General features: G+C 69.1%; 26 protein-coding genes. 10 read left to right on the top strand and 16 right to left on the bottom strand.

Annotation, left to right across the window (positions count from 1 at the left end):
* Positions 1 to 8 precede the first annotated feature (8 nt).
* Positions 9 to 1,589: a rhodanese-like domain-containing protein gene (locus SFB74_RS24760; protein ID WP_432726979.1), complete on the bottom strand. Its 1,581-nt coding sequence runs from the start codon at positions 1,587 to 1,589 to the stop codon at positions 9 to 11.
* Positions 1,590 to 1,673: 84 nt separating this feature from the next.
* Complete coding sequence (locus SFB74_RS24755; protein ID WP_432726978.1) at positions 1,674 to 2,264, bottom strand: hypothetical protein; 591 nt, start codon at positions 2,262 to 2,264, stop codon at positions 1,674 to 1,676.
* A 106-nt stretch (positions 2,265 to 2,370) separates the two neighbouring features.
* Here SFB74_RS24755 and SFB74_RS24750 point away from each other — a divergent pair, with 106 nt between their 5' ends.
* The gene (locus SFB74_RS24750; RefSeq protein WP_432726977.1) at positions 2,371 to 3,249 is read left to right on the top strand and encodes a LysR substrate-binding domain-containing protein; all 879 of its coding nucleotides are present in this window, start codon (positions 2,371 to 2,373) and stop codon (positions 3,247 to 3,249) included.
* 9 nt (positions 3,250 to 3,258) lie between these two features.
* Here the strand turns inward: SFB74_RS24750 and SFB74_RS24745 are convergent, their stop codons facing one another.
* The 8 genes from SFB74_RS24745 to SFB74_RS24710 all read right to left on the bottom strand — a co-directional run bounded on the left by SFB74_RS24745 (position 3,259) and on the right by SFB74_RS24710 (position 11,289).
* A complete protein-coding gene (locus SFB74_RS24745; RefSeq protein ID WP_432726976.1) occupies positions 3,259 to 4,803 on the bottom strand; it encodes a diguanylate cyclase domain-containing protein in 1,545 nt (514 codons plus the stop codon).
* Between the two features lie 170 nt (positions 4,804 to 4,973).
* Positions 4,974 to 5,792 carry a GNAT family N-acetyltransferase gene (locus SFB74_RS24740; protein WP_432726975.1) on the bottom strand — a complete coding sequence of 273 codons (819 nt, stop codon included), beginning with the start codon at positions 5,790 to 5,792 and terminating at the stop codon, positions 4,974 to 4,976.
* A gap of 14 nt (positions 5,793 to 5,806) precedes the next feature.
* Positions 5,807 to 6,904 carry a hypothetical protein gene (locus tag SFB74_RS24735; protein WP_432726974.1) on the bottom strand — a complete coding sequence of 366 codons (1,098 nt, stop codon included), beginning with the start codon at positions 6,902 to 6,904 and terminating at the stop codon, positions 5,807 to 5,809.
* Positions 6,904 to 7,851 carry a methyltransferase gene (locus tag SFB74_RS24730; RefSeq protein WP_432726973.1) on the bottom strand — a complete coding sequence of 316 codons (948 nt, stop codon included), beginning with the start codon at positions 7,849 to 7,851 and terminating at the stop codon, positions 6,904 to 6,906. Before SFB74_RS24730 ends, SFB74_RS24735 begins: the two co-directional genes overlap by 1 nt.
* On the bottom strand, positions 7,848 to 8,750 hold the full coding sequence (locus tag SFB74_RS24725; protein WP_432726972.1) for an iron-containing redox enzyme family protein: 903 nt from the start codon (positions 8,748 to 8,750) through the stop codon (positions 7,848 to 7,850). The genes SFB74_RS24730 and SFB74_RS24725 overlap by 4 nt, the downstream gene beginning before the upstream one ends.
* Before the next feature lie 117 nt (positions 8,751 to 8,867).
* Positions 8,868 to 9,698, bottom strand: a complete 831-nt coding sequence (locus tag SFB74_RS24720; RefSeq protein WP_432726971.1) for an urease accessory protein UreD — start codon at positions 9,696 to 9,698, stop codon at positions 8,868 to 8,870.
* Between the two features lie 32 nt (positions 9,699 to 9,730).
* Positions 9,731 to 10,261, bottom strand: coding sequence for a nucleoside deaminase (locus tag SFB74_RS24715; protein WP_432726970.1), 531 nt, complete (start codon positions 10,259 to 10,261; stop codon positions 9,731 to 9,733).
* Complete coding sequence (locus tag SFB74_RS24710; RefSeq protein ID WP_432726969.1) at positions 10,258 to 11,289, bottom strand: ABC transporter substrate-binding protein; 1,032 nt, start codon at positions 11,287 to 11,289, stop codon at positions 10,258 to 10,260. The genes SFB74_RS24715 and SFB74_RS24710 overlap by 4 nt, the downstream gene beginning before the upstream one ends.
* 355 nt (positions 11,290 to 11,644) lie before the next feature.
* Between SFB74_RS24710 and SFB74_RS24705 the strand changes: the two genes are divergently transcribed.
* A complete protein-coding gene (locus SFB74_RS24705) occupies positions 11,645 to 12,730 on the top strand; it encodes a Rieske 2Fe-2S domain-containing protein (RefSeq protein ID WP_432726968.1) in 1,086 nt (361 codons plus the stop codon).
* A gap of 34 nt (positions 12,731 to 12,764) precedes the next feature.
* Here the strand turns inward: SFB74_RS24705 and SFB74_RS24700 are convergent, their stop codons facing one another.
* Positions 12,765 to 14,069, bottom strand: coding sequence for a D-amino acid dehydrogenase (locus SFB74_RS24700; RefSeq protein ID WP_432726966.1), 1,305 nt, complete (start codon positions 14,067 to 14,069; stop codon positions 12,765 to 12,767).
* 128 nt (positions 14,070 to 14,197) lie between these two features.
* Here SFB74_RS24700 and SFB74_RS24695 point away from each other — a divergent pair, with 128 nt between their 5' ends.
* From SFB74_RS24695 to SFB74_RS24685, 3 genes are read left to right on the top strand one after another with little or no spacing between them, the layout of a single operon-like run.
* Positions 14,198 to 14,665 carry a winged helix-turn-helix transcriptional regulator gene (locus SFB74_RS24695; RefSeq protein ID WP_019656974.1) on the top strand — a complete coding sequence of 156 codons (468 nt, stop codon included), beginning with the start codon at positions 14,198 to 14,200 and terminating at the stop codon, positions 14,663 to 14,665.
* A 4-nt stretch (positions 14,666 to 14,669) separates the two neighbouring features.
* Positions 14,670 to 15,197, top strand: coding sequence for a GNAT family N-acetyltransferase (locus tag SFB74_RS24690; protein WP_432726965.1), 528 nt, complete (start codon positions 14,670 to 14,672; stop codon positions 15,195 to 15,197).
* Entirely contained in the window at positions 15,194 to 15,595 is a 402-nt protein-coding gene (locus tag SFB74_RS24685) for an OsmC family protein (RefSeq protein ID WP_432726964.1), read from the top strand. The genes SFB74_RS24690 and SFB74_RS24685 overlap by 4 nt, the downstream gene beginning before the upstream one ends.
* A 21-nt stretch (positions 15,596 to 15,616) precedes the next feature.
* Here SFB74_RS24685 and SFB74_RS24680 read toward each other — a convergent pair whose 3' ends face one another.
* Both SFB74_RS24680 and SFB74_RS24675 read right to left on the bottom strand, forming a co-directional pair.
* Positions 15,617 to 16,798, bottom strand: a complete 1,182-nt coding sequence (locus SFB74_RS24680) for a serine hydrolase domain-containing protein (RefSeq protein ID WP_432731990.1) — start codon at positions 16,796 to 16,798, stop codon at positions 15,617 to 15,619.
* A 5-nt stretch (positions 16,799 to 16,803) separates the two neighbouring features.
* Positions 16,804 to 17,157, bottom strand: a complete 354-nt coding sequence (locus SFB74_RS24675; protein WP_093198433.1) for a winged helix-turn-helix transcriptional regulator — start codon at positions 17,155 to 17,157, stop codon at positions 16,804 to 16,806.
* A gap of 128 nt (positions 17,158 to 17,285) precedes the next feature.
* Between SFB74_RS24675 and SFB74_RS24670 the strand changes: the two genes are divergently transcribed.
* Positions 17,286 to 18,188 carry an NAD(P)-dependent oxidoreductase gene (locus tag SFB74_RS24670; protein ID WP_432726963.1) on the top strand — a complete coding sequence of 301 codons (903 nt, stop codon included), beginning with the start codon at positions 17,286 to 17,288 and terminating at the stop codon, positions 18,186 to 18,188.
* 1 nt (position 18,189) lies between these two features.
* Here the strand turns inward: SFB74_RS24670 and SFB74_RS24665 are convergent, their stop codons facing one another.
* Positions 18,190 to 19,260, bottom strand: a complete 1,071-nt coding sequence (locus tag SFB74_RS24665) for an alpha/beta fold hydrolase (protein WP_432726961.1) — start codon at positions 19,258 to 19,260, stop codon at positions 18,190 to 18,192.
* 232 nt (positions 19,261 to 19,492) lie between these two features.
* On the opposite strand from SFB74_RS24665, the gene SFB74_RS24660 reads away from it, so the two are divergent.
* The 3 genes from SFB74_RS24660 (at position 19,493) to lpxO (ending at position 22,608) form a co-directional block, all read left to right on the top strand.
* Positions 19,493 to 20,176: a response regulator gene (locus tag SFB74_RS24660; RefSeq protein ID WP_093197474.1), complete on the top strand. Its 684-nt coding sequence runs from the start codon at positions 19,493 to 19,495 to the stop codon at positions 20,174 to 20,176.
* A complete protein-coding gene (locus SFB74_RS24655; protein ID WP_432726959.1) occupies positions 20,173 to 21,600 on the top strand; it encodes a sensor histidine kinase in 1,428 nt (475 codons plus the stop codon). The genes SFB74_RS24660 and SFB74_RS24655 overlap by 4 nt, the downstream gene beginning before the upstream one ends.
* 111 nt (positions 21,601 to 21,711) lie before the next feature.
* The gene (lpxO, locus tag SFB74_RS24650; protein ID WP_126023442.1) at positions 21,712 to 22,608 is read left to right on the top strand and encodes a lipid A hydroxylase LpxO; all 897 of its coding nucleotides are present in this window, start codon (positions 21,712 to 21,714) and stop codon (positions 22,606 to 22,608) included.
* Positions 22,609 to 22,641: 33 nt separating this feature from the next.
* On the opposite strand, the gene SFB74_RS24645 is transcribed toward lpxO, so the two are convergent.
* Positions 22,642 to 23,499, bottom strand: a complete 858-nt coding sequence (locus SFB74_RS24645) for a LysR family transcriptional regulator (protein WP_432731989.1) — start codon at positions 23,497 to 23,499, stop codon at positions 22,642 to 22,644.
* A 136-nt stretch (positions 23,500 to 23,635) separates the two neighbouring features.
* Between SFB74_RS24645 and SFB74_RS24640 the strand changes: the two genes are divergently transcribed.
* The gene (locus SFB74_RS24640; RefSeq protein WP_432726957.1) at positions 23,636 to 24,076 is read left to right on the top strand and encodes a GlcG/HbpS family heme-binding protein; all 441 of its coding nucleotides are present in this window, start codon (positions 23,636 to 23,638) and stop codon (positions 24,074 to 24,076) included.
* Between the two features lie 17 nt (positions 24,077 to 24,093).
* Here SFB74_RS24640 and SFB74_RS24635 read toward each other — a convergent pair whose 3' ends face one another.
* Positions 24,094 to 24,783: a phosphatase PAP2 family protein gene (locus tag SFB74_RS24635; RefSeq protein ID WP_432726956.1), complete on the bottom strand. Its 690-nt coding sequence runs from the start codon at positions 24,781 to 24,783 to the stop codon at positions 24,094 to 24,096.
* Between the last annotated feature and the right edge of the window lie 16 nt (positions 24,784 to 24,799).

Raw genomic sequence — 24,799 nt, 5'->3', positions numbered from 1 at the left:
GAGGTGGCTCAGGCGTGCGACGCGGTGCCCGGCAGCCGGAAGGCGGCGCGCTCATGCGCATCGAGCTGCGCGACGAGGCCGGTCTCCCATGCGAGATAGCGGCGCGCGGCCTCCTTGTTGCCGTCGTGCCGGTCGTGCACGAAGAACAGGTAGTCGATGCAGTCCGCGTCGGCGGGCAGCGCGGGCGTGGCTTCCACCGGCAGGCCGGCGGCGTTCCAGGCGGCCATGCCGCCGGACAGCAGCAGCGGGGCCGGCGAGACGCCGGCGAGTTCGGAGGCCGCGGCCCATGCGGCGAGCGCGGCGTCGTCCGCCACCAGCACGAGCTGGCGCGTCTCGTTCTTCAGGTCGCCGGCCAGGCGGGGCCGGATCGACCAGCGCGCCTGCGCAATGTGGCCGGCGCGAAACTGCATGCTGCCGCGCAGGTCGATCACCGCCACGTCGTTGCGCTCGATGCGCGCGGCGAGTGCCTGTGCATCGATGGTGGCCAGTGCTGGTGCGCTCGGCGTTGCAACGGGCGCGAGCGACAGCCCGCTCGCCAGTCCGCCCTCGAGCACGCTCGCGTCGTGCCCCATCTGCCGCAGCCAGCTCGCGATGGTCGGTGCGCGCACGCCGTCGCTGTCGAAGAGCACCAGCCGCGCGCCGCGCACGCCGAAGTACTGGTCGCCGGCCTGCATCAGCTGGCCGCCGGGCGTGTGCTGCGCGCCGGGCAGGCTGCCTGCCGCGAACTCCTCCGGCGTGCGCACGTCGCACAGGAAGAGGCTGCGTCCCGCGTCGTCGGCCCACTGGCGCACGGTCTGCGCATTCACCGTCGGCACGTCGAAGCGCGCGGCCAGCGCCTTCGCGGCGGGGCGCAGGTCGGTGTTGCCGCTGTCGTCGGCATAGCGCTGCGTGCCGCCGTGCTCCAGCTTGTGATCGTTGAGATACCAGCCCTGCGTGCCGTTCTCCAGCGCATACACGGGGTTGGGCAGCCCGAGGTTGATGAGCGTCTGCGCGCCGATGATGCTGCGCGTGCGGCCCGCGCAGTTGATGACGATGGGCGTGGTGGTGTCGGGCACCAGCCGGCGCACGCGGTAGGCCAGCTCGCCGTTGGGGCAGCAGGTGGCGCCGGGGATGTTCATCTTGCGGAACTCGCCGGTGGGGCGACCGTCGAGCACCACCACCTTGTCCTTGCGCGCCAGCATGTCGGCCAGCTGGTCGGCGCTGACGCGGGGCGTGTGATAGACCTCCTCGGCCAGCTCGCCGAAGGTCTTCGATGGCAGGTTCACGCCCGCGAAGAGCACGTAGCCGGCCGCCTTCCACGCAGGGGCGCCGCCGCGCAGCACGTGCACGTCGGCGTAGCCCAACGCGGCGAGCCGTGCGGCGGCGCGTTCCGCCACGTCGGCATCGCCCTCGTCGTAGATCACCGTGCGTACGCCGCGGCGCGGCACGAGGCGCGGTGCATCGATCTCCAAGCGGCTGAAGGGCAGGGGGATTCCGTAGAACAGGTGCGCCTCGCCGTACTGGCCGTGCTCGCGCACGTCGAGCAATGCGATCTCGCCACCGTCGTGCAGCCAGGATTTGAGGGTCTTCGGGTCGATGAAGGAAGTCATGAGGGCAAGTCGTCGGGACGAACGAAGTCCTGCGGGGCCACGGCGCGCGGCCCGCATGAGGAAGGGATGCGAATGGGGAAGCGGCTAGCGGCGCGTCTGCACGCCGATGCCCATGGTCTGGTACGTGCCGGCAGCCAGGTCGTAGGCGGTGCGGCTGTTCAGCGTCTCGAGGGCGCGGCCGTACATGTGCAGGTGGCGGATGACCTGCTCGCCCTGGATCTCGACCGAGTGGATGTCCTCGGGCATCAGCGCGATGCCCTTGCCCGGTGCTACGACGACCAGCTCGATCTGCTTCAGCTTGCCCACGCCCGGCACGCTGCCGTCGTCGGTGCGCTCGTACACGCGGTTGTGCTCGGTGCCTTCCACGGCCGCGATGCAGGCCCAGGTCGTGTGGTTGTGCGGAACGATCTTCTTGCCCGGGCGCATCACGTTCAGGTAGAGCGCATAGCTCTGGTCCGGGTCTTCGGCGATCAGGTAGCGGGCCTGGTGCTCGCCGGCCTCGGGCGGCGGGAAGTCGGCGGCGCCCCAGTATTCGGTGTGCGCGGCCAGGCCCTGCAGCGAATCGAGCACCACGTCGAGTTTTTCCCGGGTGGCTTCAGCGCCGCCTATGGCCTTCTTCATGTCGGCGATGGACGCCTCGACGGCCCGGCTGCGTTGCTCGGATGGGGTGCTCATGCGGTTTCTCCAGTGGGGTTGCCTGTTTGGTGTGCATCCACTGTAGTGACGGGGACGTGACGCAACAATCCAGCCGGCGCAGGAAACACTTCAATAAAATTAATACATGCCCACGCTCGATCTCGAACTGCTGCGCTCCTTCGCGGCCGTCGTCAGCCATCACAGCTTCGCGGCGGCGGCGGTGCACCTGGGGCGCACGCAGTCGGCCATCACGCAGCAGATGCAGCGGCTGGAGGAGCAGATCGGCCACCCGCTCTTCGCCAAGCAAGGCCGGCAGAAGCGGCTGACGGAGCACGGCGAGAGGCTGCTGACCTACGCGCACCACATGCTGGCGCTGAACGACGAGGCGCTGCGCAGCCTGCGGCAGGGGCAGCTCGAGGGCAACCTGCGCATCGGCGCGCCGCACGACGTGGCCGAGACCATGCTGCCGCTGCTGCTGGCCGAGGTGGCGCGCACCTCGCCGCTGCTTCAGCTCGACATCCACATCGGCCGCAGCCCCTACCTGATGACTTCGCTCAAGAGCGGCGAGGTCGACATGATCATCTCCAACCGCGCGGACGCGCAGTCGCAGTTCGAGGGCGTGGTGCTGCGCAACTCGCCCACCGTGTGGCTGTGCGCGGCGAGCTACGTGCACGACCCGACCAAGCCGGTGCCGCTCATCATGGCCGACGGGCCCAGCATCTTCCGCCGCATCGGCCACGAGGCGCTGGACACGGCGGGCGTGGCCTGGACGCCGCGCTACACCTCGTCGAGCCTGATCGGCATCAAGGCCGCGCTGCGAGCGGGGCTCGGCGTGACGGCGCGCGGCGTGGAACAGCTCGACGCCGGCCTGCGCGTGCTCGGTGCGGGCGACGGCATGCCGAGGCTGCCCGACCTTGCCTACTACCTCTACGTGCGCAGCCACGTGGTGAACCCGGTCACGCGGCAGGTGTTCGAGACGCTGAAGAAGCACCTGCGGCTGCCGCGCACGGACGTGCCGGCGTAGGCCCGGAGATCAGCTGCTGGAGGCCGGCCCCGTCATCGCGTAGCTGCCGCGCCCGCCCTGCTTGGCCCGGTACATGGCCCTGTCGGCCGCGGCGAGCAACTCCTGCGGCGCCTCGCTTCCGTTGCCCAGGGCGATGCCGACCGACACGCCGATCGCCATGTCGGCCTGCTCCTGCGGCAGCGGCTCGGTGATCGCGTCGATGCAGCGCTGCGCAAGCACCAGCGCGCCCTGTTCGGCGGGCTCCTTGAGGCCGGTGGCGAGCAGCACGAACTCGTCGCCGCCGATACGGGCCACTGTGTCCGTCTGCCTCACCAGCTCCTGCAGCCGGCATGCGATTTCCTTGAGGGCCCGGTCGCCGGCCTCGTGGCCGTAGGTGTCGTTGAGGCCCTTGAAGCCGTCGAGGTCGAGGTAGAGCACAGCCACCATGTGCCCGTGCCGTCCGGCGTGGGCCAGCGCCTGCTGCAGCCGGTCGTCCAGCAGCTTGCGGTTGGGCAGGCCGGTCAGCGTGTCGTGGTGGGCGAGGCGCGCCAGCGCCTCCTGGTTGTCGAGCAGCTTGGCCAGCAGCCGGTTGAAGGCCTGCGTGAGGTGGCCGATCTCGTCGTCGCGCACCACCTTCAACGGCGCGAGCGCGAGCTCGCCGCGGGTCATGCGGTCGGCCTGGTCGGCGGCGCGCAGCAGCGGGCGCAGCAGCCAGGCCATGATCAGCCCGATGATGATGAGCACCGCCGAAACGGCGGGCGCGCGCTGCTGCAGGATGAAGGACTGCATGCGCCCCACCGGGGCCAGCGCCTCCGAGACGGGCAGCCGCGCCACCACGAACCAGCCGCTGTTGGGCACCGAGGCGATGGCGGAGATCTCGTCGATGCCCTTGGCGTTGCGCGTCGTCCCGCTGCCGCGAAAGCCCGCCATGGCGCGGTCGTGCAGCAGGTTCACGCCATCGCGCGGCGTGGGCGTGAGCGACATCGAGACGTCCGTGGAGGCGACGAAGAGCCGGTCGCGCGGCGAGATCACCAGGATGCCGCCGGACTGGCCCACTCGCCCGTCCTGCAGATGGTCGAGCAGGCCATCGGCCGTGAGGTCGGCGGTGCCCAGCAGCACCGCGACCACCTGGCCGGCGCTGTTGCGCATGGGCACGGCCATGGGCAGCGCCGAGTGCCCCGACGGGGTGGCGTGGGGGCGTCCCACCGCGCGGCGGCCGGCGAGCGCGGCGGCGAATTCCGGACCCTCCGTGACCGGCTGTCCCGCATCGTCGAGCCGCTTGCCGGCGGTGTCGGCAACGCCGAGGCCGAGCGGGAAGAGGGCGCTCAGCGTGCCGTGATCGGCGAGCCATGTCTGCAGCTGCCGGGGCTGCGTCAGGAGTTCGGGGGGCAGGGCGCCCGCCAGGCGCTCCAAAAAGGACAGCCGCTCGCCGAGGTAGTTGTCGACGTCGCGGGCCACGTAGGCAGCCAGTGCGCTTTGCTGCGTCGCCACCGACTTCGTCAGGTCCTCGCGCAGGAAGCGGGTGAGCTGGATGTAGCTGGCGGCGGTCCCGATGAGCGCCATCACCAGACCCATGACGAGAAGACGGAAAACCAGGCTGCTGGCGGATTTTCGGAGGGTCACTCTGGCGTCGGGTCTGGAGGCGGTAGGTGCGGGACTGTATCCGAAGCGCTCCCCTGGCCCTTCTTGCGGCCCCCTTCCGCCTTCCCTTCGCCTTGCTTTCGCCTTCTACCCGCGAGCCGGGTTCAGCCCGCCACCCCGAAGAAATGCTGCCGGTAGCGCGGCGCCACGTCGTCCACCCGCAGCATCAGCGGCAGGTCGGCCGTGTTGAAGGCGACGTCCAGCGCGGGTGGGCCGAGCAGGCGCGCGCCGCAGCGCAGGTAGCCCTTGATGAGCGGCGGTGCGGCCGGCGGCGGCGTGTCGCTGTCGGCATCGGTGTCCGGCTCGGCGTCCAGCGGCAGCGCGATGCGCGGCTCCACGCGCCAGCGCTCTTCCACCAGGTGCGTGCGGCACAGCCGGTGCCACAGCCGCGCGGCCGTCGCGCCCTGGTCGTCCATGCCGATGCTGGCGCAGCCGATCATGGTGTCGAGCGCGTGGTCGACCATGTACTGCCCCAGCGCGGTCCACAGGGCCATGATGACGCTGCCCGAGCGCCAGTCGGCGTCCACGCACGAGCGGCCCAGCTCCAGCGCGTTGCCGCGCAGCGGGGCGAGCGGGGACAGGTCGAATTCGGTGTCGGTGTAGAAGCCGCCGGCCCGGCGCGCCGCGCCCGGCGTGAGCACGCGGTAGGTGCCGATGAGCGGGCCCGGGCCATTCACCGGGTCGACCGCGTGCACCAGCAGGTGGTCGCAATAGCTGTCGAAGCGGTCGACGTCGAGGCCGGGCGGCGTGCCCTCGGGCGGCGTCAGGCGGGCGCCCATCTCCTGAGCGAACACGCGAAAGCGCAGGCGCTGGGCGTCGCGCACGTCGTCCTCGCAGTCGGCCCAGCGGGTTTCCAGCGCGGGCGTGGCGGCGGGCGAGGCGAACTGGTGGCGGGGCAGGGCTTGCGAGGAGGCGATGTCCATGTGCTTGCGAAGGCTCAGTTGGAGGGTGGATAGCGGCCGACCAGGCGGTTCTGCCGCCGGTTGAGCCGTGCGAGCGCGAGCAGGCCGATGGGCCGCACGCCGGCCTTGCGCTGCGCCGCGCCGATGGCGAACAGCAGCCTCTGCTTGGCGAAGACCATGCGAAAGCCCTGGATCACGCCGATGTCGGGGTCCCAGGCCTCGATCGCTTCGGAGCCCGCGCCGTTGACTTCCATGATGGTGAAGCCGCGCCCCGCACCGAGTTCGCGCAGGCTTTCGTAGCGCACATCGAAGCGGCCGAAGCGGAAGTCGGGCATGTCGCGCGCGACGGCGTCGATGGCGCGCACCAGCTCGGCGGTGATGAGCGCCGCCCCATTGCGGTAGAGCCCGCCCACGCGCGTCGAGCCGATGGTGGCGAGCCGCACCTGCTGGCCGGCAGCCGGCACGCTGTCGGGCGGCACGCTGCATTCGTGGCGCGGCGAACGCGCGATGCGGCGAGCGCGCACGTCGGCCGCCACGAGCTGGGCTACGGTGCTGCGGCCATCGCCCGTCACGCGCGGAAAGTAGCGCAGCGCCAGCCCGACGATGCGGCCATCGCCGGTGACGGGGTCGCGTGCGTAGAAGATGCCGGCCTCGCCTTCCTGCGGCAGGTAGCGCTGCAGCACGACTGTCTCGCCCTGGGGAAAGACCGCCAGGTAGGCCGCAAGCGCAGCCATGTCGGGCAGCAGCCGCACGCCGTAGCCGCACAGGCCGAGATCGGGCTTGGCGACCATGGGAAAGGTGAGGCCTCCGGCGGCGATCGTTTGCCGCAGCGATTCTTCCGTCGCCGTACTGTTGTTGAACACCGCGCAGTAGTCTGCGGTGACCGATCGCGCCAGCCGCCCCATGCCCCGGAAGTATTCGAGCTTGCCTTCGCCCGCCAGTCCGCCCGAGGTGATGTGCGGATTGGCGGCACAGGGCACGGTGGCACCGCCGTGGCGCAGCGAGAGCCACAGCCACTGCACCACCAGCGGCACGCAGATGAGCCACTTGGGCATGCGTTCCAGCACGCTGCATTCGCGCACCACGGCCAGCCGCGAGGTGTCGGTGCCGCCAAGCTCCAGTTCGGCCGCCATCACCCGGCCTCCGGCCTGCGCGTGGCGACGAGGCCCACGGCGGCGATGCGGTCGATGTGCGCGTACACCGGCCGTTCCAGCTCCTCGCCGAACACGTCGGGGTCTATCTCGGCGTACGACCAGTCGAAGCCCGGCGCCGCCAGCAGCGGCTGCATCTCGGCCAGGAACGGGTCTTCGCCATCGACCATCGCCACGCCGGTGTAGAGCAGCAGTTGCCCGCCCGGCGCCAGCCGCTTCAGCGACTCGGCCGCGATGCGCGCGCTCAGCGCCCGCCCCAGCCGCGCGCCGCCGTGGCGATAGGCGCGCTGCGCGGCATCGTCGAGGTAGGGCGGGTTCGACACGATGAGGTCGAAGTCGCCATCGACCGCCGACAGCGCATCGCCCTGCGCGAGCGTCACCGCGATGCCCGCCGCTTCCGCATTGACGGCCGTGTACTGCAGCGCGAGCGGGTTGATGTCGTTCATCACGAGCGTCGCGGGCGTGCCCGTGGCCGCCAGCGCGCGCGCCACCGCGATGCCGCCCGCGCCGCTGCCGCATCCCACGTCGAGCACGCGCAGGGGCTTCTGTCGCCCTTGGTGCCCGGCCAGTTCATGGCGGATGAAACGCGCGAAGCGGCTGGTGTCGGGGCCGAAGAACACGGCGTTCTCCTCGACCGTCGGATAGGCGGAGTGGAAGAACAGGTCGTCCTCCAGGCTGGCGATGCGCACCGTGCTGCGCAGCAGCGATCCGTTGCGCCGCACGATGCCGGCGTGCTCCATGGCCGCCAGCAGCTCGGGCGGCAGCGCACGGGGCTCGAACGACAGGTTCCATCCGAAGATGTCGCGCAGCGTGGTGCCCGGCTCGCGCCCGCGCCGCGCGAGCACGCGCTGGTGGGTGAGCGGCGTGACGGTGGTGAAGCGATAACCCGTGCCAGCCACCTGCCGCAGCACGCCGGCCGCGTCCATCATGCGGCCAGCTCCTCGGTCTCGCGCAGTTCGGCGGTGTAGCGCTCGAAGCAGCGCTCCCCGCAGGCCAGCCGCATCAGCGCGCCTTCGGCGATGAACTGCCCGCAGGCCGGGTCGGCATCGACCAGCGGCTGGATCACCTCGCGTATCCACGCGCGCGAGTGCGAGATGTCGAGCGCCGCATGCAGGTCGAAGTAGGCGCGCGCGCGGCCGCCCAGGCCCAGGCGGCGCATGCCGGCCGCCACCTGCTTCACGCGCCCCGGGGCCGTGAGCTCGATGACGCCGAGCGCGCCGATGGAGTGGTAGGCATAGCGCCGCGTGGTCGCCAGCGCGACCATCGTGTTGGAAAGCGCGAGCGATTCCCAGACGGTGGTGTCGATGGCCGGATGCAGGTCGAGCTCGCGCACCATCTGCTCCAGCATCTGGCCGTGCATGGCACTCTGCTTGCCGTGCCCCATTTCGTCCCAGAAGTTGCGCGCGCATTCCAGCTTGGGCCGGGGCGGCAGCTTGACCTGCGTGCAGGCCAGCAGGTCTTCGAAGCCGGCTTCGCCCGCGGCCTCCTGCGTGAGGAACCAGCGCATCTGCGCTAGCGTGGCCTCGCCGGCCAGCCAGTCGAAGAGCGGATGGTGCTGGCCCGGCCCGGCCTGCTCCAGCGACTCGAACCATGCGGCGAAGTGGGCCGCGTTGCCGGTGGAGGCCGATGCCGCGGCCTGCACCGTGGCGCGCAGGGCTTCGAGATAGTCGCCTTCCAGCAGGCGGCAGGCATGCTCGTCGGCGAGCTCGTCCTTCCACCGTGGCGAAGGGATGCCGGGCCTCAGCCGCGCGGCGTTGAACCGCGCCAGTTGCCGGTGAAGCTGCGTGCTGCTGTCTGCGCTGGCGTCCGGGGTGTCGTCAGTGGACATGGCCGATCCTCGTCATCCGCTGGGCAAAGAGGCAGAGTGCGCCTTTGCGCGGCGGCTGTCCGTCAGACGGCGCCTACAGATTCGGCTCCGGTGCCCGGAGCGCGTAGAGAAACGGCCTCAGGTCGACCAGATGCGCGGCGTGGCCGCTGGCAGCCGCCACAGCTCGCCGCGCCATGCCTGCCAGACCTGGCGCAGCAGCTGCATCGCGGGCTCGACCACGGGGGCCAGCACGCGCAGCACCACCACTTCGGCATGCGGGCTGGTGGCGCCGGCGCTGTCGGCCAGGGGGCTCGCCTCGAGCAGCGTGCGTGCATGCGCGAGCAGGGCGTCGCGGCGGGCGCGCGCCACCGGCGAGCCCGCCACGAAGAAGAGCGATGCCATGCAGCGATGGCCGCCCAGGCCGATGGGGCTTTGCAGCAGCCGGTGGTCGGCCGCGTCGATTCGCCCGCGCTCGAGCCATGTGCCGGGCACCTCGATGTGCTGCAGATAGGTGCCCCGCTCGAAGGGCTGGCCGGCGTTGGGCAGGCCCAGCGCGGTCACGTCCCAGCCGATCAGCTCGGCACCGGGCTCGGCCTCGATGCTGAGCCGGTTCTCCGCCCGGCAGCCGCTGTAGCAGATGGCTTCGAGCGGCAGCCATTCGAGCCGCGCACCGGCTGCAAGGCGGATGCGGGTGCGCTGCAGCGCCAGCTCGCCGTCGCTGCGATAGAAGCGCGAGGCGCCGGGCGTGGTGATGAGCCCGTGGCTGCCATCGACGCCCTCGACTTCGATGTCGAGCGTGTCGCCGCCCACCAGACCGCCCGGCGGATGCACCAGCACGTTGTGGCAGACGGCATCGCCTTCGGGGTACAGGCTCTGCAGGATGCGCAGCGGGCCGTCATGGCGGAAGCGGGCGACGGTGCGGGCGGCTTCCTGTTGGTAGGCGAGATGGAGACGGGCGTGCCAGGGCATCCGGGGAGTCTAGTTCGGCTGCTTCGGGGCTCTCAGGCCTTCCAGGCGCCGTCGTGCGCTGCGCTGGCCTCGTCGATCAGTGCGGGGCCGATGCACTCGATGGGATGCGGCGAGGCGCGGAACACGTCGCGGCACGACAGCTCCGCGTCGCGCTGGTCCTGCCGCTCGCCGCGGAACACGCGCAGCCGCTCGGCGTCGATGCCGAACACCACGCGGCCGATGTTCGACCAGAAGATCGCGCCCGCGCACATCACGCAGGGCTCGCCCGAGGCGTAGAGCGTGGCGCCGGCCAGTTCCTCGCGCGAGAGACCGCGCCCGGCCAGCCCGCGCAGCGCGTTGACCTCGGCGTGGGCGGTGCAGTCGCCGGTCTCGGCATTGCTGTTGGCGGCCTCGGAGAGCACCTCGCCCGCGGCCGAGACGATGACGCAGCCGAAGGGGCGGTTGCCCCTGCGCCGCGCCGCGTGCGACCAGACGATGGCCTTGCGCAGGTAGCGGCCGTCGCGCTCGTCGAGGGCCGTCTCCGGTGGAAAGATGGGGCTGTTGTTGTCGCTGAGATCGTTCATGCCTTGGGAAGCGTCGGAAGAGTGCGTTCGCTGCGCGATGGAAGCATCGAAGTGTTGAAGATGGCGTCGGACGCGGGCTTGACCTTGAGGCCGAAGACCTCGGCCACCTCGTCGACCTGCTGCTCGAGCGTGAGCTTGCGGATGTCGCCGAGGCCATGGCCGCGGGTGTCGGCCGCGCCGACGTACTGCGCCGTGATGCCCCAGCGCTCGAGTTCGATTTTCTCATCGAGGATGGGCTCGCGCTGCCGCATGGCCGCGATGCTCGGCGCCGGATTGGCGAAGGTCTCGACGATGGCGCGGTTGCTCGCGCGCAGGAAGGCGGCCACCACCTTGGGGTTCTGCGCGACGAGGTTGCTGCCCGCGAGGATGGCGTTGCCGTACAGGTTCACGCCCGCATCGGCGTACTTGAGCACCGACAGCTCCTCCGGCTTCATGCGCGCGAAGAGCGAAATGGCCGAGTCGTGGAAGTAGGTAGCGGCATCGACGTCGCCGCGCACCATGACGTTGTCGCGCGCGCTGAAGTCGGTGGTCTGCCACTGGAAGGCGTCGGCGCGCATGCCCTGCTTGCGCGCCACCATCGGCCAGGCGCGGCGGGTCGATTCGACGGCAGCCGCCGCCACCTTCTTGCCTGCGAGGCTCCTGAAGTCGCCCGTCACGCCGCGGTCCTTGCGGCCGATGATCGCGAACGGTGCGCGGTTGTAGTACTGGTAGACGGCCTGCACCATGGGCGTGCCGGGGTTCTGGGCGTTGAACTCGATCAGCGAGCTGATGTCGCCCAGGCCCAACTGGTACACGCCGCTCGCGATGCGCGTGATGGAGGCGACCGAGCCGGCACCGGTGTCGATGCTCACGTCCAGCCCTTCTTCCCTGTAGTAGCCCTTGGCCAGCGCGAGGAAGAAGGGGGCTGTCTGCCCGTTGATGCGGAAGTCGAGCGTGAACTTGAGCGGGGTGAGCTTGCCGCCTTGCGCAAGCACGGCGGGAGCGGCGATGGCTGCGGCGCTGGCCGCGAGGAAGGATCGACGTTGCATGTGGGGCCTCGGAAGCTTCGTGTCTTGAATCCGTTCGCCCCTTCCTGAAGAAGATCATCGGAAGGAGGGCGGCGGGCGGTTCAAGAGCAATTTCCGGGCGGGCGCACAGTCGTGGTGCGTGCGCTGCTGAACGCTTCTACTCTTGGGGCGGGTGATGCACGAGGCATGCCAAGGGCTTTTGCTCGGGATTGGCCCCGGGGCTTGGAGACGTGGCCGGCCACGCGCACAATCCGGGCGCGCAACTTGCAAGGCAGCTTGCGCAGAGTAGAAGCGTTCAGCCTCCGGCATTCGCCGGGCCCAGGCAGGAAATTGCTCTTTCAGTTCGTCCCCACACGACCTCAGAAGGAGTCCGCGCATGCTCGTCACCCGTCAACCCGTCTTCCGCAAGTTCTGGCATGCCGTCATGCCGCTCACCGAACTGGCCAACGGCCCGAAGCCCTTCAGGCTGCTGGGCGAAGACATCGTCCTCTTCATCGATGCCGACGGCCAGCCCGCCGCGCTGCGCGACCGCTGCTGCCACCGGACAGCGAAGCTTTCCAAGGGCTGGTGCGTGGACAGCGCGGGCCAGGCCTGCGGCACGGGCGCGATCCAGTGCGGTTACCACGGCTGGACCTACGATCGAAGCGGCCAGGTCATCCGCATCCCGCAGTACGAGCCCGACCGGAAGATCTCGCCCGAATACCGCACCACCGCCTACCGCTGCACCGCGCGCTACGGCTATGCATGGGTGGCGCTGGAGGAGCCCATCGCCGACATCCCGGCGATTCCGGAGTTCGACGACCCGGGCTACCGCACCATCTTCCAGTTCTACGAGGAGTGGCAGACCAGCCCGATGCGCGCGCTGGAGAACTCCTTCGACAACTCGCACTTCAGCTTCGTGCACCGCGCCACCTTCGGCGTGGCGGCGAGCCCGAAGCCGAGCAAGTACGAGCTGGTGGAGAACGATTCGGGCTTCTACGCGGAGACGGTCATCGAGGCGACCAATCCGGTGAAGTTCCATGCAATCAGCGGCGTGACCGATCCGATCACCACGCGCCACATGCGCAACGCGTACTTCCTGCCGTTCTCGCGCCGGCTCGACATCGAGTACCCGAGCGGCGTGCGCCACATCATCATCAACTGCTTCACGCCCATCGACGACGGCCGCATGCAGCTGTGCCAATGGCTGTTCCGCAACGACACCGAGGCCGACTGCGCGGCGCAGATGCTGATCGACTTCGACGACGCGATCACGCGCGAAGACAAGGACATCCTCGAGTCGACCGACCCCGATGCGCTGGTCGACACGCGCCGGCGCGGCGTGGAGTATTCGATGGAGTCGGACCGCCCCGGCATGCTGATCCGCAAGCACCTGATGCAGTTGCTCGCGAAGCACGGCGAGGCGGAGGTTTATCGCGGCATGGACGACAACGCCGTGATCCCGATTGCAAAGGCCGCCTGAGAAAGGCGGCCTTCGGGGCGGGCGAAGCGCAGCCTCAGGCCGGCGTGGCCACCGGGCTCGGGCGCGATGCGCCGCGCGAGGAGCCCTTCTCGTAGCGGTCCATCGCGAGGCCGTCGGTACGGATCTCGGGGCGCTGGCCCATCACCATGTCGGAGATGAGCTTGCCCGAGCCGCAGGCCATGGTCCAGCCCAGCGTGCCGTGGCCGGTGTTGAGGAACAGGTTCGCGTAGCGCGTGCCGCCGACGATGGGCGTGCTGTCGGGCGTCATCGGGCGCAGGCCGGTCCAGAAGGTGGCGCGGGGCACGTCGCCGCCGGGGAAGAGATCGGTCACGACCTTCTCGAGCGTGGCGCGGCGCGCCGGGTTCAGGCGCAGGTCGAAGCCGCCGAGCTCGGCCATGCCGCCCACGCGGATGCGGTTGTCGAAGCGCGTGACGGCCACCTTGTAGGTCTCGTCGAGCACTGTCGACTGCGGCGCCAGCGATTCGTTGATGAGCGGAACGGTCAGCGAGTAGCCCTTGACCGGGTACACCGGGATGTCCAGGCCCAGCGAGGCGATGGCGGCGCGCGAGTAGCTGCCGAAGGCCATCACGTAGCGGTCGGCCGTGAGGATCTTGCCGGCGGTGGTGCGCACGCCGGTGATGCGGCCGCCGTCGGTTTCGAGGGCGGCGATGGTCTGGCCGAAGCGGAAGTCCACGCCCATGCCGCGCGCGATTTCGGCGAGGCCGCGGGTGAACAGGTGGCAGTCGCCGGTCTCGTCGTTGGGCAGGCGCAGGCCGCCGGTGAGCCGGTCGCGCGCGCCGGCCAGCGCGGGCTCGATGCGGGCGAGGCCGTCGCGGTCGAGCAGTTCGTAGGGCACGCCGCATTCCTCGAGCACCGCGATGTCGCGCTCCACCGCGTCGAGCTGGGCCTGCGTACGGAACAGCTGCAGGGTGCCGCCGGTGCGCTGCTCGTAGTGCAGGCCGGTGTCGGCGCGCAGCTGCTGCAGGCAGCCGCGGCTGTATTCGGCCACGCGCATCATGCGTTCCTTGTTCACCGCGTAGGCCTCGGGCGAGCAGTTGCGCAGCATGGCGGCCATCCAGCGCAGCTGGAACAGGGTGCCGTCGGGGCGGATCGACAGCGGCGCGTGCTTCTTGAACATCCACTTGATCGCCTTCAGCGGAATGCCCGGCGCGGCCCACGGCGTGGAGTAGCCGGGAGACACCTGGCCGGCGTTGCCGAAGCTGGTTTCCTCGGCGGGGCCGGCCTGCCGGTCGAGCAGGGTGACCTCGGCGCCCGAGCGGGCAAGGTAGTACGCCGTGGTGGTGCCGATCACGCCGCCGCCGAGAACGATGACTTTCATGGTGTATTCGCCGATTCAAATGGAATGAATGGAATCTAAAGTCCTCAATGCAGTGGATTCCACTGATTTCAACGATTTGGCAGTGGAATACACTGCCGCGAATCGCCCAAGGCGCCCTCCGAAGTGAAATGCCCGAACTCGACCGCATAGACCGCAAGATCCTCGACGTCCTGCAGCGCCAGGGCCGCATGTCGATGACCGAACTGGCCGAGCACATCGGCCTGTCGGCCTCGCCCTGCGCCGAGCGCGTGAAGCGCATGGAGCGCGACGGCGTCATCACCGGCTACCACGCCCACGTGTCGCCCGAGGCGCTGGGCCGGACGCTGCTGGTGTTCGTCGAAATCAAGCTCTCGGCCAAGTCGGGCGACGTGTTCGACAAGGTGCGCAAGGAACTGCTGCACATGCCCGAGGTGCTCGAATGCCACCTGGTGTCGGGCAGCTTCGACTACCTCGTGAAGGCGCGGCTGAGCGGCATGAGCGAGTACCGCCACCTGCTGGGCGACATCCTGAAGAAGCTGCCGGTGGCGGCCGAGTCGCACAGCTACGTGGTGATGGAAGAAATCAAGGAAACACTGATGCTGGCCGTGGACCGCTGAACCGATGAGCACGAACAACGACGTTCCGGACGTCTCCATCCGGCCCTGGCGCCTCGACGACTTCGACGCGGTGAAGGCCATCCTCGACGACACCTTCGCCGGCACCTGGCTGCCGCAGCTCACGCCCGAGGCCGCGAAGGCCTACCGCGACAGCGGCGAGCCCGTGGGCTACATCGACGAGAAGGGCCCGGCCTTCTTCGTGGCCGAGATCGACGGCGAGGTGGTCGGCATGGTGCACTGGGAGGGCGACTTCGTGCACGCGCTGCACGTGCCGGCCAGGCATCGGCGCAAGGGCATCGCCCGGGCGCTGATGGCTTTTGCCGAAGACGGCATGCGCGCCGATGGCGTGGAACTGGCGCGGCTGGAGACCGACACCTTCAACACGCAGAGCCAGGGCTTCTATCTCGCGCTCGGCTATCGCGAAGCCGACCGCTACCCCGACCTCGAATGGCACAGCGGCTTCACAACCATCCTGTACGTGAAGACGCTTTCTCATCACACCGCAATCCCTTCCCAGAGGACACACGCATGAGCATCACGATCCGCCGCGACGGCACCACTGGCACGCGCCACATCCTGAAGATCCGCAACCACGAGATCCCGGTCGACGCATCGCCGGCCGGTGGCGGCAGCGACGCCGGCCCGGAGCCGCACGACCTGTACGACGCGTCGCTCGCGGCCTGCAAGGCGCTCACCGTGCTGATCTACGCGCGCCGCAAGGGTATTCCGGTGGAAGACATCGAGGTCGTGGTCGACCGCGACGACAGCGAGGAGCGCAAGGGCGTCTACCGCCTCAAATCGGGCCTGCGCCTGAGCGGCAACCTGAGCGAGGCGCAGCGAGACGAACTGCTGCGCGTGGCCGGCAAGTGCCCGGTGCACAAGCTCATGACCGAAGTGAAGACCGAGATCGAGACCGGCTGGGCCGAGTGAGCCGGCTCTTCCTCTCGCCAATCACTGCAGCGCGCGATATGTCCGCACTGCGCGCAGCAGCGCCCACAGGCCAGCCTCGGCCGGCACCTTCTTCTCGTTGAACGCCACGGCGATGTAGACGTCGTCAGCCGGCACGTAGGCCACGATGCTCGTGAAGCCTTCGATGCCGCCGCTGTGCCCGAGCATCAGCCCGGGGCCGTCGGGCACGTCGTAGAGCTGCACGCCCATGCCGTAGAACGAGTTGCTGCCCGCATAGGGCCCGATCATCGCGGGCATGCCGGTGAACATGCGGTGCACCGATTGGCCCGGCAGCACCTTGCCCGCGAGCAATGCGTGCCAGAACACCGCGAGATCGCCGGCCGTCGATGCCAGCGCGCCGGCGGCATAGGGCGTGGCGTACTGGTCGGGTGCCTCGACCGGCCGTCCCGCCGCGTGCCCGGTGGCGACAGGCAGCTCGACACCAGGCTTGCGCATGACCGTGTGGGTGAGTGCCAGCGGCTTGATGAGGCGCCTGGACAGCACGTCCGCGAACGGAGCGCCATCGACCTTCTCGACGATCACGCCGAGCATCGCGTAGCCGGTGTTGCTGTAGCTCCAGTTCGCGCCGGGGCAGAACTGCGGCTTTTGCGACGTGCCGAGCGCGATCACTTCGGCGGGCGTGCGGTAGGTTGTGCCCAGCAACGGCAGCGCGTTGAAGCTCACGAGGCCGCTGGTGTGGCGCAGCAGCTGCTCGACGGTGGTGAGCTTCGCGTTCGGCGCATCGGGAAACCACTTGTCGATGGTGTCGTCGAGCTTCAGCCTGCCTTCCTCCACGAGCTGCAGCACGACGGCGGCCGTCAGCGTCTTGGCGGTGCTCGCGACCTGGAAGGGCTGGTCGGGCACCGCGGGCTGCGGCGGCTCCTTGCGTGCCAGCCCGCGCGTGGCGGACCATGTGCCTTCGCCGGGGATCGCGACCGCGACGCTCGCTGCGGGTACGTGCTCGAGCATCTTGTCGAGCGCGCCGCCGAGCGTCTTCTGGAGCGCGGCGGGCAGTTCGCCGTCGATGGAGCGCCTGAAGTCCTTCTGCCAGATCGCCTCGGGCGCCGAGCGCATCGAAGGGCCGGCCCAGTAGGGCGAGGGCGTGCACTCCGTCTGCGCCATGCCCGGCGAAGCATGCAGGGCCGCGCACAGCGAAAGCAGCGCGGCCGCGGCCTTCGCCTGCATCGTCGTCACTTCGCGGCCTCGGCCCGCGTGCGCGCCGCTTCCACGCGCTTGGCATAGCGATCGCCCCAGTCGGCCAGCGGCGCGAGTGCCGCATTGAGCGTGGCACCCAGTTTCGTTTCGGAGTACTCCACGCGCGGTGGGACTTCGTGGAACACCTCGCGGTGGACGATGCCGTCGGTTTCCATCTCGCGCAGCTGCTGGATCAGCATCTTCTCGCTGATGTCGGGCAGCGCCCGCTTCAGTTCGCCGAAGCGCAGCGGCTGCACATGCAGCTCCCACAGGATGACGGCTTTCCACTTGCCGCCGATCACGTCGAAGGCCGGGCCGATGCCGCAGTTGTAGGGTTTCTTGGATTTCATCTTCATCCCCATCAGTAGGTAATACATACATTTTGGTAAGTACCTAACTTAATTGTAGGTACTTGACCGTTCCGGAGCCCGATTCCTACGATACGTCCATCTTCACAACACGCAACGAGCGAATCGTCATGAGCAGCAAGAGCAACGACATCAAGGAAGTTTCGGTTCTGGGCCTGGGCGCGATGGGCGCAGCCATCGCGCAGATCTATCTGGACCAGGGCTACAAGGTCACCGTATGGAACCGCAGCGCGGACAAGGCCAGTGCGCTGGTCGCCAAGGGCACGGTGCTGGCGCGCAGCGCGAGCGAGGCCGTGCGCGCGGCACGGGTGGTCGTGATGTGCGTCTACGACTACCGCGCCGCCGAGGCCATCTTCGCGCTCGACGGCGTGGCCGCCGCCATGGACGGCCGCCTGCTGGTGCAGCTGACCACCGGCAGCCCGCAGGACGCGCGCGACGCGCAGGCGTGGGCGCACAAGCAGGGCGCCGCCTACCTCGAAGGCGCGATCCAGGCCGCACCCGACCAGATGGGCCAGCCCGACACGCCGCTGCTGGTGTCGGGCGCGAAGCCGGTGTTCGACGAAGCAGAGCCCTGGCTGAAGGCGCTGGCCGGTGGCATCGTCTATCTGGGCGAGGCCGCGAGCGCGGCGGCGGCCATGGACCTCGCCACGCTCTCCACCATCTACGGCACGATGCTTGGTTTCATCCACGGCGCGCGCATCGCCGAGAACGAGGGCTTCGACGTGGCCGAGTACGGCCGCATCGTCGCGGGCATCATGCCGACCTTCGCCGGCTTTCTTCAGCACGAGGGCTCCGTCATCCAGTCGGGCGATTTCGCCATCTCGCAGAGCCCGATGCGCATCTCGGTCGAGGCGACGCAGCGCATCCTGCAGACGGCGCAGGCGTCGGGCATCAATACCGAGTTCCCGGCCTTCGCCGCAGGCATCTTCCGGCGGGCGGACGAAGCCGGCCTCGGCGGCGAAGAGCTCGCGGCGCTGATCAAGCTGCTGCGCGCGAAGGAAGCATCGGCATAGCTCAGGCCCATGTCATGAACTGGATGGCGCGAAGCACCTCGGCTTCGCGCTCCATGATGAAGTCGCCGTGGCTGGCGTTGTCCAGGGTCAGGCGGTTCGGCGTATTGAGCGCCGCCACGAGCTGATTCGAATTCGTGATGCACACGCGGCGGAAGATGCGCAGATAGTCGTCAGCGTCTTTCTGTGTCCTCGCGTCGAGCGGCAGCTCGAGCCACGGGAACATGTCGCGCCTTTCGGCGGGCAGGGCGGTCACGACTAGCGACGGCGCACGCACGGCCTTGTAGTCCGGCGAGAACGAGTGTCCGGCTGTGTCCACGGCGGTCTCCACTTCATCGGGGGTATTGAGGCGCACGCTTCCGTCGCTGCGTATGTCGATGGCGTCGCGCAGATTCGCTTCCAGCGCAGGCCACCAGTTCTTCGAGTTGCGCCGGAAGAAGGCGATCGCGGCTTGCAGGGACCGGCCGTCGTCCGGCGTCGGCTTGGGCTCGTGGAGCAGGCGGTTGTCCGGCACTGTCTCGCCGCCGCTGTCGGCGTCGACGGTGTAGTCGAAGGTGGTGTCCAGGTAGATGAGGCCTTGTGTCCGCTGCGGATGCAGGCCCGCGAAACGCGTGAGCTCGTTGCCCGCGATCGAATGGCCACCCAGCACCGCGCGTTGCACGCCCAGCGCGTCGAGCACCGCCTTCAGGTCCGCGACCAGCGTGTCGACTTCGTAGTACTGCGTGGCGGTCTTCACCGGCATCGGCTTGTCCGAAAGGCCGTAGCCGCGCCGGCTGATGGCGATCACGCGCGACCGCGCGGCCAGCGCGGGGGCGAGGCTGTCGAAGTAGCGCGCATTGCCGCCCAGCCCGGCCAGCAGCACGATGACGGGGCCGGTGCTGCTGCCGGGCGGCTGCCAGTCGCGCACCTGCAGCGACACCTCGGGGGTGGCCGACACCTTCACCCGGCGGTCGATGACCGTGGGTTTGCCTCCACCCGTGCCGACCCCGACCCCGACGCCGCCATGGCCGTGGCTGCCGCCGCCGCAGGCCGCGATGCCGGTGGTGGCACCGGCCAGCGCCACGACACGGAGCACGTCCCGGCGCCGGAGGCGGTAGCGGTCCGATCGGGCAGTACCAGCCGGCAGCGAGAGCAATCGATTCACTTGGGGGTTCCGTTTCCGTTTTCAGGGAGTGGCTCGAGTGTCCAAGCCGCACCTGAAGGCCTGCTTCGGCATTCATGAAGATTTCCTGAAGTACCGCGCAGCCGCTTGGCAGATACTTCCGCCCACATTCCGGAAACGGAGTGGTCAGTTCACGTGGAGGCTCATGAATCTCTTGCTTGTTGAGGACGACCTTGACCTCGGCAATGGCGTGCGCATTGCGCTGGCCAATCAAGGCATGGATGTGGTGTGGGTCCGCAGACTCGACGACGCCCTGCGCACTCTCGATGGCGGCACCTTCGACATGGTGCTGCTCGACCTCGGCCTGCCCGACGGCGACGGCCTCGACCTGCTGTTCCGCCTGCGCCGTGACCGCCAGATATTGCCGGTGCTGGTGCTCAGCGCGCGCGACGCGCTCAACGACCGGCTGCGCAGCCTGGACGACGGCGCCGACGACTACCTGGTCAAGCCCTTCGCGCTGGCCGAGCTGCTGTCGCGCGTTCGTGCGCTCGCGCGCCGCAGCTACGGCTTCAACGACGAGACCATCCGCATGCGCGGCCTGGCGCTGCACGAGCCCACGCGCGGCGTGATCGTCGACGGCGAGCCGGTGGAGCTTTCGCGCTGCGAGTTCGACCTGCTGGCGCTGCTGCTCAAGCGAACCGGCCGCGTGGTCACGCGCCGCGTGATGGAAGAGCAGGTGCTGCCCGGCGGACAGGCCAACGGCAGCAACTCGCTCGAGGTGCACATCTCCAACCTGCGCAAGAAGATCGGCCAGGGCTACATCCGCACGGTACGCGGCATCGGCTACGTGATCGACGTGCAATCGCTGGCGCGGAGCACGCAGAAATGATTCAGGCGCTGGCGCAGCGCTGGAAGAACTGGAAACAACCTTCCCTGATGCGGCGCCTGCTGCTTGCGCAGATGGGCGTGGTCGCCTTGCTGTGGACCATGGCCATCGCGCTGTTGCTGTACGACTCCTACGAAGACCCCGAGCTGCTGAAGTACGAGAAGATCTTCCAGACGGTGATCGCCATCGCGAAGAACACGGCCGACCGTCCCGACAAGCAGCAGGAGACCCTGGCCGCCTTCGATGCCGCGCTGCTGGAAACCGTGGGCGACGGCGACGCGGCCTCCGACACCTCGCCGGTGATGCAGGTGTGGCAGGGCGACAGGCTGGTCTATCGCTCGACGGCGGCCGTGCCCGTCATCCTCAACACCGCGCCGAACCTCATCGAGACCGTGAAGGCCGGCAACCGCGAGTGGCGCGCGCGCACGCTGGCCTCGCCCGATTCCAACATCCGCGTGATGCTGGCCGAGCCCAGCGTCTGGCGGCTCACGGTCACCGTGATGTACCGCGGTTACTACCTGCTGCCGCTGGTCATCAGCCTGCCTTTCCTGATCTTCCCCGCGTGGCTCTCGGTGCGCCTCGCGCTGCGGCCATGGCGGCGGGTGAGCCAGGAGACCGCCGAGCGCGGGCCGGCCGACCTCACGCCGTTGTCGTACACGCCGCCGCACAAGGAACTGCAGCCGCTGGTGCAGAGCATCAACAGCCTGCTGCAGCGGGTACGCGACAGCACTTCGCGCGAGCGCAGCCTGATCGCCGACGCCGCGCACGAGCTGCGAACGCCGCTGGCCGCGATGCGCGTGAACGTGGAGGCGCTGAAGGAGCAGAGCACCGACGAGCACCAGCGCGAACTCATGGGCAACCTGCTGCGCAGCAACGACCGCGCCGCGCGCCTCGTGGGTCAGCTGCTGCAGCTGATGCGCAGCGACGCGGTTTCGGACAACACGCTGCCGGTGATGCTCTCGCTGGACGCGCTGGTGCAGGACCGGCTGGCCATGATCGAAAGCCTGGCCAGCTCGCGCAATATCGAACTCGAGCTGGTGTGCGAAGACCGCGTGCCGGTGCTCGGCGAGCGCGAGAGCCTGGTCTCGATGATCGACAACCTCATCAACAACGCCATCAAGTACAGCCCGTCCGACGGCACCGTGGTCGTGCACGTGTCGCGCGACGGCGCGCAGGCCCTGCTGACGGTGGCGGACCAGGGCCCCGGCGTGCCGCCCGCGCTGCGCGAGCGGGTGTTCGACCGCTTCTTCCGCAATCCGGACCAGAGCCAGAGCGGCAGCGGGCTGGGCCTGGCCATCGTCAAGTCGGTGGTCGACCGGCACGGCGGCGAGGTGACGCTCGGCGAAACCGCGAGCGGCGGCCTGCTGGCCACCGTGCGGCTGCCGCTGGCCATGGCCGACGCGCCGCAACCCATGCTGTGCAGCTGAAATCTTCCCCCAGGCACGGCCAAGGGCATGAATGGGCCTAAAAGGGCCTGGTCAGGCCCGAATTGGGGCGAGGAATTACACTACCCGGCGCTGTTTACAGGACGCTTTCCCATGAAGTGGGTCATTCTTGCCATCTTCGCGCTCAGCGCGCTCTACGTTCATTTCCGCGGCCAGGTGCGGCATCGTTTCTTCAGACAGCTCTCTGATCACTCGACCTTCCTCGCCCCGCTGAACGTCTTCATGTACCTTTTCTCGAAGGTGCCGGGTACGCCCTACCTGTCGCCCGCGGAGTTCCCCGAGATGCGCGTGCTCGAGGAAAACTGGGAAGTGATCCGCGAGGAAGCCCTGGCCATGCGCAACGGCGGCAGCATCAAGGCCTCGAGCCAGTTCAACGACGTGGGCTTCAACTCCTTCTTCAAGAGCGGCTGGAAGCGCTTCTACCTGAAGTGGTACGACGATGCGCATCCCTCGGCCGCCGTGCTGTGCCCGCGCACCACCGAGCTGCTGAAGGGCATCGGCACCATCAAGGCCGCCATGTTCGCCGAGCTCCCGCCGGGCAGCCGCCTCGTGCGCCACCGTGATCCGTTCGCTGGTTCGCTGCGCTACCACCTGGGCCTGTGGACGCCGGGCGTCGAGGGCTGCTACATCGACGTGGACGGCCAGCGCTACCACTGGCGTGACGGCGAGGCCGTGGTGTTCGACGAAACCTACATCCACTATGCCGAGAACACGACCGACCACGACCGCGTGATCCTGTTCTGCGACATCGAGCGTCCGCTGAAGTACCGCTGGGCCAGCGCGGTGAACCGCTGGTTCGCGAAGAACCTGCTGGCCGCTGCCGCATCGCCCAACGATGCCGGCGACAAGACCGGTGGCATCAACCGCGCCTTCAAGTACATCTACCAGATCCGCGTGGTCGGCAAGCGCCTCAAGGCGTGGGACAAGCGGGTGTACTACCTCGTGAAGTGGGCCATCTTCGGCGGCCTGGCACTCTGGATCTTCTGGTAGCCGTCGATGGAGGGGCGCGCCACGCCGTGCCCCTCAACGCAGGCGCCCGGCGTGGGCGCCGACCATCTCCGCCAGCGCATCGGCCACGGCCCTGACGCGCGGCGAGCGCCTCACGTCGGGGTGCACCACGCTCCATACCTCTCGCATCACGGGCCGGCCTTCGCCGGGCACTTCGGTGAGCGCGTGGTCCTCGCGCGCCATGAAGTCCGGCAGCATCGCGAGGCCCAGTCCTCCACGGCAGGCGTTGTGCAGCGCAGCCAGATCGTTGCTGCGCAGCACGAAAGGGCGTGCGCCGGCGATGTCCGCCAGCAGCTGCTGGTGCGGCACGTTGCCCGGCGGATCGCTGTAGCCCAGGAATCGCCAGTCGGCCTGCGGACGCGCGAGCCACGCCGGCGCGGCATAGAGGCGAAAGGCCAGTTCGCCGAGCTTGCGCGCCGCCAGGCCCGGCTCGGTGGGGCGCATGAAGCGGATGGCGATGTCCGCGTCGCGCCTTTGCAGGTTGGCGCTGCGCAGTTCGCCGACGATGTCCAGCTCGATGCCCGGCCAGCGGTTGGCGCTCGCAGCCCATAGCGGCACGATGAAGTGGCTCGCGAAGGCCGGCGGTGCCGACACGCGGACCGTGCCCTGGCCCGCGGTGTTCGCTGCGGCGGCGCGCGCGAAGGCCAGCACTTCCTGCTCCATCCGTTCGGCGGGCGCGAGCAGCGTCTCGCCTTCGGGTGTCAGCGCCCAGCTGCGCGGCAGGCGGTCGAAAAGACGCACGCCGATGTGCGACTCCAGCGCGCCGACCCGCCGCGCGACCGTCGAATGCTCCACGCGCAGGTGCCGCGCCGCTCCCGAGAGGCTGCCCTCGCGCGCGACGGCGACGAAGAAGCGTACGTCGTCCCACGACAGGGACGCGAGCGTGCCGGAGCCGGGGTGGGGAGCTGGCGATTCGTGCACAACGGATGCGAATTTATGGGGAATGGGCAGGCATTCTGCCCGCCGCTATCGTCCGGTGCATCGTTCATCACTTCGAGGAGTTCCCGCCATGAGCACCACGCCGATCCCGCAGCAGCAGCCCGTCATCGCCTATGGGCCACCCGTTTCTCTCGAAGTCGCGCGCCGCGTGGCGGCGGCCGCCGAGGCCGAGGCGCTGGCCCATGGCTGGCCGATGGTCATCGCGGTGATGGACAGCGCGGCCAACCTCGTTGTGCTTCACAAGATGGATCACGCGCAGACCGGCAGCGTGGAGATCGCGCAGGCCAAGGCGCGCAGCACCGTGCGCTTCAAGCGGCCGACGCGCGTGTTCGAAGAGGCGCTGGCCACGGGCGGGCTGAACCTGCGCCTGCTGGCCACCGAAGGCGCATGCCCGCTCGAGGGCGGCCTGCCGTTGATGCACGAAGGCTGCCTGGTCGGCGCCATCGGCGTCTCGGGCATGCAGTCGACGCAGGATGCCCAGGTGGCGGCCGTGGGCGCGCAAGCCGCCTGAACTCGGCTCGCCGTCGCTCAGGCCTGGGCCAGCACCAGCCGTTCGCGCGTGCTGCGAGCCCAGCAGACGAGCGCCGCGAGCAGCGTGCCGCCGAGCACGTCGAGCAGCACATGCTGTCGCGTGGCCAGCGTCGAATGGACGATGCCGAAGGCCCACAGCAGGTTGAGCACGCGCACCCATGCCGGGGCGCGCACCTCGCGCAACTGGCGCTCCATCAGCACGGCGGTGAAGACGGCGAACGCGACATGCAGCGAAGGGAAGGCGTTGCCGCCCGCGTCGGCGGTCTTCAGGAACTGCAGCGCCGGGTACTGTGTCCAGTCGATCGCGAATGCTGGCACCGTCGTGGGAAAGAACCAGAACACCGCGAGGCCCACGCCAGCCATGATGGCGGCGTCGCGCGCGCAGGCCCAGAGCTCGGCCTTGTTCTTCGTCAGGGCCGGCCCGAGCGAGATGTAGAACCACAGCGAGCCATAGAGCAGCATCGCGTCGTCGCTCACGCCCACCCAGTGGTCGAGCGCCGTGAGGGGCATCACCGTGGGCTCCGTCGGCGGGTTGTGCATCACCCAGAAGTACACGACGAAGAAGCCTGTAATACCGACGGTGGTACCGATCATCTTCACCACCCAGAGCGTGGCGATCCGCCGGCCCAGCTCGACGTACCAGGGAGTGGAACTTGCAGGGGAGGAGGGCGCGGCGCGGAAGGTCATCGGCGTTGCAGCTTAT

This window comes from Variovorax xiamenensis (assembly GCF_050916385.1).
Lineage (GTDB): Bacteria > Pseudomonadota > Gammaproteobacteria > Burkholderiales > Burkholderiaceae_C > Variovorax.
This window is presented reverse-complemented; position numbering and strand designations above follow the sequence as displayed.